Origin of the sequence: Acidovorax benzenivorans, from assembly GCF_028680575.1 — a bacterium.
GTDB classification, from domain to species: Bacteria; Pseudomonadota; Gammaproteobacteria; order Burkholderiales; family Burkholderiaceae_C; genus Acidovorax; species Acidovorax benzenivorans.
In genome coordinates this window covers 13698-27894 of sequence record NZ_JAPCKI010000004.1, presented here as the reverse complement: position 1 = coordinate 27894, position 14197 = coordinate 13698, and the positions used below count along the sequence as shown (strand labels likewise).

General features: G+C 64.1%; 12 protein-coding genes. 6 read left to right on the top strand and 6 right to left on the bottom strand.

The genetic code is table 11. The features are described 5' to 3' along the window. From OIN59_RS08285 to OIN59_RS08270, 4 genes are all read left to right on the top strand, one after another. Nucleotides 1–1098: an NAD(P)/FAD-dependent oxidoreductase gene (locus OIN59_RS08285; protein ID WP_274109870.1), complete on the top strand. Its 1098-nt coding sequence runs from the start codon at nt 1–3 to the stop codon at nt 1096–1098. 143 nt (nt 1099–1241) lie between these two features. Continuing rightward, nucleotides 1242–1544 (top strand): DUF883 family protein, encoded by a 303-nt coding sequence (locus OIN59_RS08280; RefSeq protein ID WP_008904788.1) that lies wholly within the window; start codon nt 1242–1244, stop codon nt 1542–1544. Nucleotides 1545–1589: 45 nt separating this feature from the next. Beyond that, entirely contained in the window at nt 1590–1985 is a 396-nt protein-coding gene (locus tag OIN59_RS08275) for a phage holin family protein (RefSeq protein WP_274109139.1), read from the top strand. Further along, nucleotides 1982–2320: a hypothetical protein gene (locus tag OIN59_RS08270; protein WP_274109137.1), complete on the top strand. Its 339-nt coding sequence runs from the start codon at nt 1982–1984 to the stop codon at nt 2318–2320. Before OIN59_RS08275 ends, OIN59_RS08270 begins: the two co-directional genes overlap by 4 nt. A gap of 126 nt (nt 2321–2446) precedes the next feature. Here OIN59_RS08270 and OIN59_RS08265 read toward each other — a convergent pair whose 3' ends face one another. Beyond that, on the bottom strand, nt 2447–3499 hold the full coding sequence (locus tag OIN59_RS08265) for a quinone-dependent dihydroorotate dehydrogenase (protein ID WP_274109135.1): 1053 nt from the start codon (nt 3497–3499) through the stop codon (nt 2447–2449). A 36-nt stretch (nt 3500–3535) separates the two neighbouring features. Between OIN59_RS08265 and rpiA the strand changes: the two genes are divergently transcribed. Next, entirely contained in the window at nt 3536–4225 is a 690-nt protein-coding gene (gene rpiA / locus OIN59_RS08260) for a ribose-5-phosphate isomerase RpiA (RefSeq protein WP_274109133.1), read from the top strand. Between the two features lie 132 nt (nt 4226–4357). Here the strand turns inward: rpiA and OIN59_RS08255 are convergent, their stop codons facing one another. From OIN59_RS08255 to OIN59_RS08235, 5 genes are all read right to left on the bottom strand, one after another. Beyond that, nucleotides 4358–5014 carry a glutaredoxin family protein gene (locus OIN59_RS08255; protein ID WP_274109131.1) on the bottom strand — a complete coding sequence of 219 codons (657 nt, stop codon included), beginning with the start codon at nt 5012–5014 and terminating at the stop codon, nt 4358–4360. A 59-nt stretch (nt 5015–5073) separates the two neighbouring features. Beyond that, nucleotides 5074–7119, bottom strand: coding sequence for a M3 family metallopeptidase (locus tag OIN59_RS08250; RefSeq protein WP_274109129.1), 2046 nt, complete (start codon nt 7117–7119; stop codon nt 5074–5076). Between the two features lie 69 nt (nt 7120–7188). Next, nucleotides 7189–8043 carry a bifunctional methylenetetrahydrofolate dehydrogenase/methenyltetrahydrofolate cyclohydrolase FolD gene (gene folD, locus OIN59_RS08245; RefSeq protein ID WP_274109127.1) on the bottom strand — a complete coding sequence of 285 codons (855 nt, stop codon included), beginning with the start codon at nt 8041–8043 and terminating at the stop codon, nt 7189–7191. 73 nt (nt 8044–8116) lie between these two features. Beyond that, complete coding sequence (locus OIN59_RS08240) at nt 8117–8743, bottom strand: response regulator transcription factor (protein ID WP_007848524.1); 627 nt, start codon at nt 8741–8743, stop codon at nt 8117–8119. Beyond that, entirely contained in the window at nt 8740–11301 is a 2562-nt protein-coding gene (locus OIN59_RS08235) for a PAS domain S-box protein (protein WP_274109111.1), read from the bottom strand. The genes OIN59_RS08240 and OIN59_RS08235 overlap by 4 nt, the downstream gene beginning before the upstream one ends. A gap of 167 nt (nt 11302–11468) precedes the next feature. On the opposite strand from OIN59_RS08235, the gene aceE reads away from it, so the two are divergent. After that, nucleotides 11469–14189: a pyruvate dehydrogenase (acetyl-transferring), homodimeric type gene (gene aceE / locus OIN59_RS08230; RefSeq protein ID WP_274109109.1), complete on the top strand. Its 2721-nt coding sequence runs from the start codon at nt 11469–11471 to the stop codon at nt 14187–14189. Nucleotides 14190–14197: the final 8 nt, after the last annotated feature.

Below are 14197 nucleotides of genomic sequence, written 5' to 3'. Positions count from 1 at the left end.
ATGATCGATACGGTGGATTGTGTTGTGGTGGGCGCGGGCGTCGTGGGCCTGGCGGTGGCCCGAGCGCTGGCGCTGCAGGGGCGAGAGGTCATGGTGCTGGAGGCGGCGGACGCTATTGGCACTGGCACCAGTTCGCGCAACAGCGAGGTGATACATGCGGGGCTGTACTACCCCGCAGGGTCGCTCAAGGCCCGCCTGTGTGTGCGTGGCAAGGAGCTGCTCTATGCCTACTGCGCAGAGCGCGGTGTGCCCCACCGCCGTTGCGGCAAGCTGCTGGTGGCTACCTCTGCCGCCCAGCTGGACAGCCTGGAAGGTATCCAGGCGCGGGCCCGCGCCAACGGGGTGCTGGACCTGCAGCGCCTGAGCCGGGAAGAAGCCCTGGCGCTGGAGCCCGCGCTGGCCTGCGTGGGGGCCTTGCACTCGCCCAGCACCGGCATCGTCGATAGCCATGCGCTCATGCTGGCACTACAAGGCGATCTGGAGCATGCAGGCGGCCTTGTGGCACCGAATTCGCCGCTAGCGCTAGCATCTATTGGCTCTAGTGCTATTGATTTAGAAGCGATGGATGGCACCCGCATCCGTGCGCGCACCGTGGTCAACGCCGCAGGGCTGCATGCCCCCGCGCTGGCTGCGCGATTCGCCGGGCTGGCCCCGCAGCATGTGCCCACCGCCTACTACGCCAAGGGCAACTATTTCACGTTGACGGGCAAGGCGCCTTTCAGCCGCCTGATTTACCCGGTACCCGAGGCTGCTGGGCTGGGGGTGCACCTCACGCTCGACCTGGGCGGCCAAGCCAAGTTTGGCCCAGACGTGCAATGGGTGGACTCGCCCGACGATCTGCTGGTGGACCCCGCGCGAGGCGACGCCTTCTATGCCGAGGTGCGCAAATACTGGCCGGCCTTGCAGGACGGTGCGCTGGCACCCGGCTATGCAGGGATTCGCCCCAAGATTCACGGGCCTGATACACCTGCCGCCGACTTTGTCATTCAGGGCTCCTCGGTCCACGGGGTGGCGGGACTGGTCAACCTGTTTGGCATCGAGTCTCCCGGCTTGACAAGTGCCCTGGCCATTGCGGAGCATGTGGCTGCGCTGGTTTGATCTACGGCAAGCCGTTTGCAATCAGTAACCTCTTGCGTCCCCGTCCTACGAGGGGTTTCTGCGCGGATGGCTAAGATGAACTTCAGCCCCAACGTTCGCGTACGGGTTTCCCATCATTTTTTGCACTACACAGAAAGGCTTGTATGACTGCTTCTGACACCACGACCACCCAGGGCGAACTGGAAAAGCTGGTTTCCGATCTGCGGGGGCTGTTGGCCAACAAGGATCTGGATGCAGTGCCTGAAATCAAGCTGCTGCGCCAGCGCCTGGACGATGGCATGCACAACGTGCGCGAATCCGCTGTGCGCGCTGCCCAAGACGCCGCCCGCCAAGCCAAGGAAGCTGCCCTGGCAGCCGACCGCTACGCCCATGACGAGCCGTGGCGTGTGGCCGGTGCCGCACTGGCCGTGGGTGCACTGGTCGGTTTCCTGCTTGCGCGCCGTTGATCGCCGCTGCAGCTTCATGACGGCACGCCACAGAGGCAACAAGACATGAATTGGCTCTCGCTGCTGGGGCTGGAAGGGTTGGCCGCCCGCTGGCGTGCCAACCTGATCGAGGGCGCAATCGCCGCCGAAGACCGGATGGATCTGGCCCGTCTGGAGTGGGTGGACCTCAAGCAGCGGCTGCAGCAACTGCTGGTGCTGACCATTCTGGTCGTTGGGCTCACGGTGGTGGCCCTGATCATGGTGTCGCTGGCGGTGCTGGTGCATTTTTGGGATTCACCGCAGCGCACACTGGTGGCATGGCTGGTCGCTGCCGTGTGGGCTGTGGGCTGGGCCGCTGCCACGGTGTCCTTGGTGTCCGTGGCGCAACGCGCGGGCAGTGGATTTGCCCTGACGCGGCGTGAGCTGGCGCAGGACTGGCGTGACATCAAGGAGCGCTTGTGAGTACACCCCACTCAACCACTACACCGCAGACTGCGCCCACGGCAAGGCTCGTACCTACGCCGCAGCAACAGCGTGTGCTCGACCGTATCGAGCTGCAGCGCGAGCGGCTGCGTGCCCGCCGCGTAGCCCGGGCTCAGGCCCGTGCGCTGGCGGAGCAGGCCGGAGGAGCCGCGGGCGGCGCAGATGCATCGTTGGCGTTGCGTGCTGCCGGGTTTGCGCGCGAGCATCCGCTGGCGGTGGCGGCCATGGCTGGTATCGGCTTGGTGGCTGGCCCGCGCAGGTTGATCCGGTGGGCGGGCATTGTGTTGCCGATGCTGATGCGCTTGCGACGCTGACCGCAGCCGGGGTGACAGAGGGCTGTGTCCCGCTGCTGAACCCATGGTCCAAACGAAACGGAGCCCTGTTGCCAAAGGCTCCGTTTTTTATGGGGCTGCGCGGTTAGACGGGCGTGGCCCGAGGGTTCAGCGCAGGGCCTTGATGGCCTTGGCGGCCTTCACGACCAGCGCCGGGCCTTCGTAGATCAGACCGGTGTAGATCTGCACCACGTCTGCCCCTGCGCGAATCTTGCTCACTGCATCGTCGGCGCTCAGGACGCCGCCCACACCGATGATGGGGTAGCCAGCTCCGAGGGCTGCGCGCAGCTGCCGAATCACCTGGTTGCTGGCCTCCAGCACGGGAGCACCGCTCAGTCCGCCAGTCTCCTCCGCGTGGCGCATGCCCTGCACCGCTGTGCGGCTGATGGTGGTGTTGGTGGCAATCACGCCGTCCATGCCGTGGCGCTGCAGCGTCGCAGCGATGACCGCCACCTGGGCTTCGTCCAGGTCAGGTGCAATCTTCACGAAAACTGGAACGCGCCGTTGGTGCTGGGCGGCCAGCGCCTCGCGCCGCTCGGCAATCGCCCCCAGCAGGGCGTCCAAGGCGGCATCGCTTTGCAGCGCGCGCAGGTTCTGCGTGTTGGGCGAGCTGATGTTGACCGTCACGTAGTCGGCATGGGGGTACACGCCCTCCAGGCAGATCAGGTAGTCGCTGGTGGCGTTCTCGATGGGGGTGGTTGCGTTCTTGCCAATGTTCAGGCCCAGCAGCATGGGGTGCTGGCGGTTTTGCTTGCGAAACTGCGCCTGCTGTACGTTGCGCAAGAACGCATCCAGGCCCTCGTTGTTGAAGCCCAGGCGGTTGATGAGGGCGCGAGCCTCGGGCAGGCGGAACATGCGGGGCTTGGGGTTGCCCGGCTGTGCCTTGGGGGTGACCGTGCCCACTTCTACGAAGCCGAAGCCCATGGCGCCCAGTGCATCAATGCAGCGCGCGTTTTTGTCCAGCCCCGCCGCCATGCCCACGCGGTTGGGAAACTTCAGTCCCGCCAGCGTGATGGGGTCGTTCACGGTCTCGTTGCACCAGGCCCATTGCAGGGGCGTGCGCTGCCCGCGCGCCAGCATGTCCATGGTGAGTTCGTGGGCTGCCTCGGCATCCATGCCGAAGAGAAAGGGGCGGGTGAGGGCGTAGGGGATCAAGGACATGGGGGGATAATTCAGGATTACCCCCGATTTTCTCCCATGACGACCACCACTCCCCTGACCCAAGACGAACTCAAGACCCTGGTAGGCCAAGCCGCGCTGCAATATGTGGTGCCTGGCGAGATTGTGGGGGTGGGCACCGGCTCCACCGTCAACAAGTTCATTGACGCCCTGGCGGGCACGAAGGACCAGATCAAGGGCGCTGTGTCCAGCTCTGTGGCTAGTACCGAACGCCTGAAAGCGCTGGGCATTGCTGTGTTCGATGCCAACGAGGTGTCATCGCTCTCCGTCTACATCGACGGCGCCGATGAGATCGACGGCCAGGGCCACATGGTCAAGGGCGGCGGCGCAGCACTGACACGCGAGAAGATCGTGGCAGCATTGGCCGAGCGGTTTGTGTGTATTGCTGACGAGTCCAAGCTGGTCAAGGCCTTGGGCCAGTTTCCGCTGCCGGTGGAGGTGATCCCGATGGCTGCCAATCACATTGCGCGCCGTTTTGCCGCAATGGGTGGGCAGGCCAGCCTGCGACTCAAGGACGGACAGCCACTAGTGACTGACAACGGCCAGCACATTCTGGACGTGAAGGACCTGTCCATCACCGATCCGCTGGCATTCGAGTCTGAGATCAACCAGTGGCCCGGCGTGGTGACCGTTGGGGTGTTTGCCCACCAGAAGGCATCCGTGTGCCTGCTGGGTACGGCGCAGGGCGTGAAGACGATCACCTATTGACGAATGACGGCGGGGGGAGACCAGCCAAGCCTACCTCGCACTCCATTGTCTGCCAATGCAAAAAGGGGCCTATGAAGGCCCCTTTTGTTTGGTGGATGGACCAACCGCCCGGTGGCGGTAGCCACATCGGCGTCAGAACCGGATACCCGCTGGATTGCTCGGCGTCGGGCCGTCCTTGACCGGTGGTGGGGGGACTGGCCGTGTCGGCGCTTTGGGTTCGGCCGCTGGTGCAGCCTCTACAGGCTTGGCCGCAACCAGTGGTGTGGGCACTGGTTGGCGGTAGTTGCTGGGCAACTGGGATTGTTTAGGGTAGCCCGCGGCATCGAGGTACTGGATCCACTCGGCGTCTGAAAACCCCACCAGTTGCTGGCCGCCAATGGTGCCAAAGGGCAGGCTGGAGCTACCGCTCAGGCGTTGCAGTGCGGTGATGTCCTCATTGCTGGCCACTGTGCGCTCGGTGTAGGGCACGCCGCGCGATGTGAGCAGGTTGCGCACGCTCACGCAGGGCGCGCAGTCGCTGCCGGTGTAGATGGTCACCGGATACCGGTTGGCCACCTGGCGCAGTTCGTAAGGTAACGCTCCGTTGGCTGCAGCAGGGCTTGCTGTGGCAGTGGCTGGGGCTGCACTGCTGCGCGCAGGCTGCGCACTGGTCTCTGCGGGAGGTCGGTCCGAAAAGGTCACCTTGCCATCGGGTCCGACGATGCGATAGACGCTTTGGGCCTGCGCACCCACACAGGCCAGGGCCATCAACAAGGAAGCGGCGGCAGGGGCGAACGTAGGATGGGACATGCGGGTTCTCCTCATTCTGGTGGGGCTGTGGTTCTTATGGGTCAGGCTGCGGGCCGCACTCAGGCCGTCAGTTCTTCTGCCATGCCCTGGTGGCGCAGCAGGGCATCCAGACTGGGCTCCCGGCCACGGAAGGCCTTGAACGACTCCATGGCGGGGCGGCTGCCGCCCGCTTCCAGGATGGCCTCGCGGTAGCGTCGCCCGGTTTCGGTGCTAGGCAAGCCGTCGCTGCCTGCGGTTTCTTCAAAGGCGGCGTAGGCGTCGGCGCTGAGCACCTCGGCCCACTTGTAGCTGTAGTACCCGGCCGCGTAGCCGCCTGCAAAGATGTGGCTGAAGGTATGGGCCGTGCGGCTGAACGCAGGCGGTTGCAGCACGGCCACTTCCTGGCGCACCTGGGTCAACAAGGGCATGAAGTCTTGTGCGGGGTCGTGTTCGGTGTGCAGCAGCATGTCGAACAACGCAAACTCGATCTGGCGCAGGGTCTGCATGCCGCTCTGGAAGTTCTTGGCGGCAATCATCTTGTCGAACAACGTGCGTGGGAGCGGCTCGCCGGTGTCCACATGGGCGGTCATGTGCCGGAGCACATCCCATTCCCAGCAGAAGTTTTCCATGAACTGGCTGGGAAGCTCCACGGCGTCCCATTCCACGCCGCCGATGCCGGAAACATCGCGTTCGTTCACCTGGGTCAGCATGTGGTGCAGTCCATGGCCAAACTCATGGAACAGCGTGATCACGTCGTCGTGGGTCAACAGTGGCGGCTTGCCATCCACACCGTCTGCAAAGTTGCAGACCAGGTGGGCGACAGGCGTTTGCAACACCCCCGTGTCGGGGCGCTGCCAGCGCGTGCGCACGTCGTCCATCCAGGCGCCGCCCCGCTTGCCGGTGCGGGCGGGCTGGTCAAGGTAGAACTGGCCCACCAACTGACCATTACGCTCGATGCGATAGAACTCCACGGCGGAGTGCCAGACGGGCGCCGAGTCGCGGCGGATGGACACTTCAAACAGCGTCTCGATGATCTTGAACAGACCCGCCAACACCTTGGGGGCAGTGAAGTAGGCCTTGAGCTCCTGCTCGCTGAACGCGTAGCGGGCTTCCTTGAGCTTTTCAGAGATGTAGGGCCAGTCCCAGGGCTGTGGGTCGTTCAGGCCCAGTTGTTCTGCCGCAAAGGCGCGCAGGTCGGCCACGTCCTTTTCTGCGTAGGGTCGGGCGCGGCGGGCGAGATCGCGCAAGAACTGCACGACCTCGGCAGGCGACTGGGCCATCTTGGGCACCACAGACACTTCGCCAAAGTTGGCGTAACCCAGCAGTTGGGCTTCTTCGCGGCGCAGGGCCAGGATTTCGCCAATCAGCGCCGTGTTGTCGAACTTCTGGCCGTCGCCTTCGGCCTGGTCCGAGGCTCGGGTGACATAGGCGTGGTACAACTTGGCGCGCAGGTCGCTGCGGGTGGCAAACTGCATCACCGGCAGGTAGCAGGGCATCTTGAGCGTGAGCTTGTAGCCGGGTTTGCCGTCCGCCTGTGCTGCAGCCAGGGCCGCTTGCTGCACATCGGCGGGCACACCGTCCAGTTCTTCCTCGGTGGCGTAGTAGGCAAAGGCGTCGGTGGCATCGAGCGCGTTTTCGCTGAACTTCTGGCTCAGCTCGGCCTGGCGTTCCTGGATCTGAGCGAAGCGCTCTTTGGCCGCCCCGGTCAGCTCGGCGCCGCTGAGCACGAAGTTGCGCACGGCGTTGCGGTGGGCTTGGCGCTGCTCGGATGTCAGCGTGACGGGGTCGATGGCCTTGTACTTGGCATAGAGGCGTTCGTCAGCGCCCAGCCGGGTCCAGAACTCCGTGACGCGGGGCAGGGCGGCGTTGTAAGCCGCGCGCAGTTCGGGGGTGTCGGCAACGCTGTTGAGGTGGCTGACAGCCCCCCAGGCGCGCCCGAGTTGTTCGGTGGCTACATCCAGCACCTTGGCGATGGCGTCCCAGCGGGCAGGAAAGTCGGGCGCCGTGACGGTCTCCAGGGCCTGGTTGGCACGTTCCAGCAGCACATCGACCGCAGGGGCTACGTCCTGCGGGGTGATGCGGTCAAAGGCGGGGAGGTCGGAGAAGTCGAGGAGGGCGTTGCTCATGCGAGATTAGATGGCGCCAGGCGGCGCAGGTTCAAGTTGCAAAGCGGCTGGCGTCTTCCCCGGGCGCAGTCAGCGCGCGGCGGCCCGCTCGGCGGCTTCGATGGTGTTCACCAGCAGCATGGTAATGGTCATGGGGCCAACCCCGCCAGGGACGGGGGTGATCCAGCCTGCCACCTCTTTGACGCCCTCAAAGTCCACATCGCCGCACAGCTTGCCGTCGGCCTTGCGGTTGATGCCCACATCGATCACGATGGCGCCGGGTTTGACCATGTCGGCTGTGAGCGTGTTGGCGCGGCCGACCGCTGCCACCACGATGTCTGCCTGGCGGGTGTGGTAGCCCAGGTCGGGGGTGCCGCTGTGGGTGACGGTGACCGTGGCGTTGGCCTGCAGCAGCAGCAGGGCCATGGGCTTGCCCACGGTGTTGCTGCGCCCGATGACCACGGCATGTTTGCCTTTGATCGACTGGCCCGTGGACTCGATGAGCTTCATGCTGCCGTAAGGCGTGCAGGGGCGGAAACCGTCCAGCCCGGCCATGAGTTCACCGGCCGACAGCACCGAGTAGCCATCCACATCCTTGGAGGTGGCAATGGCTTCGATGACCTTGTGTGGGTCGATGTGTTTGGGCAGGGGCATCTGCACCAGGATGCCGTGCACCGCCGGGTCGGCGTTGAGGGCCTCGATGCGCGCCAGCAGGGCGGCTTCGCTCAGGTCGGCATCGTACTTTTCAAAGATGGAGCGCACGCCGCTGTCTTCGCAGGCCTTGACCTTGTTGCGCACATAGACGGCGGAGGCTGGGTCTTCGCCCACCAGAATCACCGCCAAACCGGGCTGATGGCCACGGGCGGTGAGGGCGGCAGCGCGTTGCGCCACCTCGCTGCGAAGTTGGCGGGAAAGGGCGTTGCCGTCGATGAGTTGGGCTGTCATGTCAGAAAATACAAGTCAAAATGGCCAATGGCGCTAGTGCGATATGCGCTGGTAGCTATCAAATTGGGAGCAATCAGCCCTTGGGTGCGTTCTGCCCCAGTGCGATCTTGAGCAGGTCGGCCACCGTATTGGCGTTGAGCTTTTCCATGATGTTGGCGCGGTGCGCCTCCACCGTCTTGATGCTGATGCCCAGGTCGTCGGCGATCTGCTTGTTCAGGCGCCCGGCGACGATGCGCTCCAGAACCTGCGCTTCGCGGCTGGTGAGCTTGGACAGCAGCGCATCACGGCTGGCGGCCTGCTGGTAGCCTGCAAAGGCTTCGCGTGCGTGGTCCAGCATGCGCTCGACCAGGCCCACCAGTTCTTCTTCGTCAAAAGGCTTCTGGATGAAGTCCAGTGCGCCTTTCTTCATGGTGTTCACGGCCATGGGCACATCGCCGTGGCCGGTGATGAACACGATGGGCAGGGGCGATTTGCGCTCGATGAGACGGTCCTGCAGTTCCAGGCCCGTCATGCCGCCCATGCGGATGTCCACGATCAGGCAGGCCACTTCGCGTGGGTCGTAGCGTGAGAGAAAGGTCTCGGCCGAATCAAAGCAACGTACCCGGTAGTCCTTGCCTTCCAGCAGCCACTGCAGGGAGTCGCGAACTGCTTCGTCGTCGTCCACAACGTAAACAGTGCCTTTTTTCGGAATCAAGCTCATGCAACAGTCCTTGGGTTTTGTTCGTTTGCTACAGAATTTGTAGTGGCATCAGCAGGCTTGGCGAGCGGCAGCCAGAAGGAGAACCTGCAGCCTGTGACCTCCGGTCCATTGTAGAGGTTCTCCGCCTGCATCCTGCCCTGGTGAGACTCGACGATGCTGCGGCACAGATTGAGGCCCATGCCCATGCCTTCCTGCTTGGTGGAGAAGAAGGCCTCGAACAGGCGCTCCAGCACCTCAGGGGCCAGGCCCTTGCCAGTGTCCTGCACCGAGAACTCGACCACCTGGCGGTCGTCGATCTGCTTGGGCACCACGCGCAGCTCCACGCTGCGGTTGGCTGCGGGGCGGTGAGCGTGCTGGATGGCCTCGGCGCCGTTCTTCATCAGGTTGACGAGCACCTGCTCGATCAGGATGGTGTCGGCCATCACCTGCGGCAGGCGCGCGGCGACGTAGTGCGTCAGGCGCACGTTGTGGCGGCGCAGCTCGATGTCGGCCAGCTCGACGGCTTCGTTCACCATCGAATGCACATCGGCCAGCGTGCGGTTGGGTTCGCTCTTTTTCACGAACGAGCGGATGCGCTGGATGATCTGGCCCGCGCGTTGTGCCTGGTGGGCTGTCTTCTGCAGGGCCGTGAGCAGCGCCTCTTCGGTGAGCTGGCCGCTCTGGATGCGCGAAACCATGCCGCTGCAGTAGTTGTTGATGGCGGTGAGGGGCTGGTTGAGTTCGTGCGCCACGCTGGACGCCATCTCGCCCATGGTGATGAGGCGGCTGACCGACTGCGCGCGCTCGGCCTGCCGCTGGGCCTGCTCTTCAGCCAGGCGGCGGGGGGTGATGTCGGTGGCAATCACCATCTGGGCCAGACGGCCGTCCACCCAGTTCAGGTAACGCGAGCGCACTTCCAGCCACTTGCCCAGGTCGGGCAGGTAGATTTCGGCGTTTTCGCTGCGGGCGCTGGTCAGGGTGTCGGTGGGCAGGCCCATCAGGCCATCTTCATCGTCCATGCCGCTTTGCTCTTTGCCCGCAATCGGCACCACGCCCGCCTGCGCCACCAGTTGCAGGTGCCCGCCGGTTTGCGACCCGAACCACTGGCGGTAGAGCTTGTTGGCAAACAGCAGTTCTTCACTGCCCAGGGGCGCTACCGACACCGAGGCGTCCAGCGACTCGAGAACGATGGTGAAGCGCTCGTGTGACGCTGACAGCTGTTCACGGATGCGGTTGGGCTCGGTGATGTCGGTCATCGACGTCATCCAGCCGGTTTGCTGGCCATGGGCGTCGATCAGGGGCGACACGTAAAGGCGGGCGTCGAACAGCGTGCCGCTCTTGCGCTTGACGCGCACCTGAAAGCCTCCCGCCATCGTGTTGCCGCGCAGTTCGTCGCGCAGCTTGGCCTGCAGGGTTTCGTGGTCGGCCTCGGGCCAGTAAGGGAAGGGCGCCCTCAGGCCCACCAGCTCTTCAGCGCTCCAGCCTGTCATCTGGCAGAAGGCGGCGTTCACGTAACTGATACGGCCTTCCATGTCCAGGGCGCGCATGCCGGTGAGGATGGAGTTCTCCATGGCCCGGCGAAAGTTGGTTTCGGCCACCAGTGCTTCTTGCGCCTGCATGCGGCGGCGGGTGTGGCGCCAGGTGGCGATCAGCATCCAGGCGGTCATCGCGCTCAGCGTGCCCACCAGCCAGAACAGGCCACTGCCCACCACCCCGAGCGATGTGCGGTAGGCCTGTGCGCGCAGCACCAGCCCGTTGCCGACGGGGGATACAGGCACCTCGTACTCGTTGGCCTTGGGTGTCCAGGGCAGCAACTGCGTGGCCTTGTTGCGCGGGCCCAGCGGTGTGCCCGCCAGCACCTGGTTTTTGCTGTCGAGCAGCGTTACCGCGTAGCGCGCCAGCACCTCGGTCGGAGTGCCATAGCGCAGCAGGCTGTCGATGGAGTATTCGCCCAGCACAACGCCGCTGAACTTGCCCTGGTTGTTGAGGGGCACCTGTAGCTGCAGCAGTGGGGTTGCGTCGCCCGATGTGGCGGCGGGCTGCGCGTACACCGGTTGCTGCAGGTCCCGCGCCAGGCCAAAGGTGTCGGCGGTGTCGCCGGGTTTGAGCACTTCGCCTGCAATGCGCAGTTCGCCGCTGGCCAGCGTGGGGGCGGCTTGGCTGGCGCGGATGCGTCGGCGGTCGTCGATCCAGGTGATGGCCTGCAGCTCGGGGTACTGGCTGATGAGGGCCTCGGCGCGGCTGATGAACTCGGCGCGGCCCAGGTCCTGGTTGGACACATCGCGTGCGATGCGCATGAGCTGCTCCTGGCGCTCCAGCAGGCGCAGGCGTACGCGCTGCTGGGCGTATTCCACATCGCGCCGCAGGGCTTCTTGCTCGCGCTCCGCCTCTTCTGCACGCAGGTACCAGAACGCCGCGACGATTGCGGCCAGAAACATCAGCACTGCCGCCAGGGGGGCGAGTGCGGCAAAACGGTCTTGCCGGGTGGGGGACAAACCGCGCCACCACTTGCGCCACAAGCGTATTGGCGCAGCCACGGTCGTGGCCGTGGGGGAGGGGGCTGTGGGCATCGAATCCATATAGGGAGTGTAGAGGAGCCCCGGCGGCGCCTACGCCTTCTGGGGAATGTGCATTCGCAGCAAATTATTGCAATATGAAATGAATAGGCACCATTTGAAATTTCAGAAAAATATGCGAAACTAGAGCCAACGTACTAAATTGCTGCCACACCTACAGGAGACAAAGCATGTCAGCTCAGCCCGACCCTCAGGCCGGTTTCGGCATCGGTTCCGATACCGACCAGCAAGAAACCCGTGAATGGATGGACGCGCTGTCCGCCGTGATCGACAAGGAGGGCCCTGAGCGCGCCCACTTCCTGTTGGAACAACTTCTTGAACACGCCCGCCAGAGCAGCATCGATCTGCCGTTCTCTGCCAACACGGGTTACGTCAATACCATCGAGCCCGAAAAAGAGGCGCACTGCCCCGGCAACATCGCCATCGAAAAGCGCCTGCGCGCCTACATGCGCTGGAACGCCATGGCCATGGTGGTGCGCGCCAATCGTTTGAACCCCGCTGACGGCGGCGACCTGGGTGGTCACATTGGCTCGTTCGCTTCGGTGGCCAGCATGTTCGGTGCCGGCTTCAATCATTTCTGGCACGCCGAGGATGAAAATCACGGTGGCGACCTGCTGTACATCCAGGGCCATAGCGCCCCCGGCATCTACGCCCGCGCCTACCTCGAAGGCCGCCTGAGCGAAGAGCAGCTCGACAGCTTCCGTCAGGAAGTGGACGGCAAAGGCCTGTCCAGCTACCCGCACCCCAAGCTGATGCCCAAGTTCTGGCAGTTCCCAACGGTGTCCATGGGCCTGGGCCCATTGATGGCCATCTACCAGGCCCGCTTCCTCAAATACCTGCACGCCCGTGGCATTGCCAACACCGAAAACCGCAAGGTGTGGGTGTTCTGCGGCGACGGTGAGATGGACGAGCCCGAATCCTTGGGCGCCATCGGCCTGGCCGCACGCGAAAACCTCGACAACCTGGTTTTCGTCATCAACTGCAACCTGCAGCGCCTGGACGGCCCGGTGCGCGGCAACGGCAAGATCGTGCAAGAGCTCGAAGGCGAGTTCCGTGGCGCGGGCTGGAACGTGATCAAGCTGCTGTGGGGCAATGGTTGGGACGAGCTGCTGCGCCGCGACAAGAGCGGCAAGCTCAAGCAACTGATGATGGAAACGCTGGACGGCGACTATCAGGCCATGAAGGCCAACGACGGTGCCTTCGTTCGCAAGAACTTCTTCGGCAAGTACCCTGAGACGCTCAAGCTCGTCGAGCACATGACCGACGAAGAGGTGTTCGAGCTGCGCCGTGGTGGCCACGAGCCCGCCAAGGTGTACGCCGCCTTCCACGCTGCCAATGAGCACAAGAACCAGCCCTCCGTGCTGCTGGTCAAGACCGTCAAGGGTTATGGCATGGGCAAGGCCGGTGAAGGCAAGAACACCGTGCACCAGACCAAGAAGCTGTCGGACGAGGACATCAAGTACATCCGCGACCGCTTCGCGATCCCGATTCCAGACAGTCAGCTGGCCGATATCCCGTACTACAAACCGGCCGACGACACGCCAGAAATGCAGTACCTGCATGAGCGCCGCAAGGCGCTGGGCGGCTACCTGCCCAAGCGTCGCCCCAAGGCTGAAGAGCACTTCACCGTGCCCGCCATCGAAACCTTCAAGGCCATCCTGGAGCCCACGGCCGAAGGCCGCGAAATCTCCACCACGCAGGCCTATGTGCGTTTCATCACGCAACTGCTGCGCGACCAGGCCCTGGGCCCACGTGTGGTGCCCATCCTGGTGGACGAGGCCCGCACCTTCGGCATGGAAGGCCTGTTCCGCCAGATCGGCATCTACAACCCCAAGGGCCAGCTGTACACCCCGGTCGATCGTGACCAAGTGATGTACTACAAGGAAGACAAGGCTGGCCAGATCTTGCAGGAAGGCATCAACGAAGCCGGCGGCATGGCCAGCTGGATCGCTGCCGCCACCAGCTACAGCACCAACAACCGCATCATGGTGCCGTTCTACGTGTACTACTCGATGTTCGGCTTCCAGCGCATCGGCGACCTGGCCTGGGCAGCGGGTGACATGCAGGCCCGTGGCTTCTTGCTGGGCGGCACCTCGGGCCGTACCACGCTCAACGGCGAAGGCTTGCAGCATGAAGACGGTCACAGTCACATCCTGGCCAACACCATCCCCAACTGCGTGAGCTACGACCCCACCTTTGCCCATGAAGTGGCGGTGATCATGCACCGTGGCCTCAAGCGCATGGTCGAGCAGCAAGAGAACGTTTTCTACTACATCACGCTGCTCAACGAGAACTACGCCATGCCCGGCCTCACGGCAGGCACTGAAGAGCAGATCATCAAGGGCATGTACCTGTGCAAGCCCGGTGCCGAGGGCGACAAGCGCGTGCAACTGCTGGGCTCGGGCACCATCCTGCGCGAGTCGCTGGCCGCACAAACCCTGCTGGCCGCCGACTGGGGCGTGCAGGCTGATGTGTGGAGCTGCCCCAGCTTCAACGAACTCACCCGCGAAGGCCAGGACGCCGACCGCTGGAACCTGCTGCACCCCCTGGAGACGCCGCGTGTGTCGTTCGTTGCACAGCAACTGGGCAGCAGCACCGGCCCCGTGGTCGCATCTACCGACTACATGAAGGCCTATGCCGAACAGATCCGCCCCTTCGTGCAGAGCTCGGCCAAGGGTGGCCGCAACTACAAGGTGCTGGGCACCGACGGTTTTGGCCGCAGCGACTTCCGCAGCAAGCTGCGCGAGCACTTCGAGATCAACCGCCACTACATCGTGGTCGCGGCTCTCAAGGCGCTGAGCGAAGACGGCGTGTTGCCTGCCACCAAGGTGGCGGAGGCCATTGCCAAGTACAACATCCAGGCCGACAAGGTCAACCCGCTCTACGCATAAACCGAACG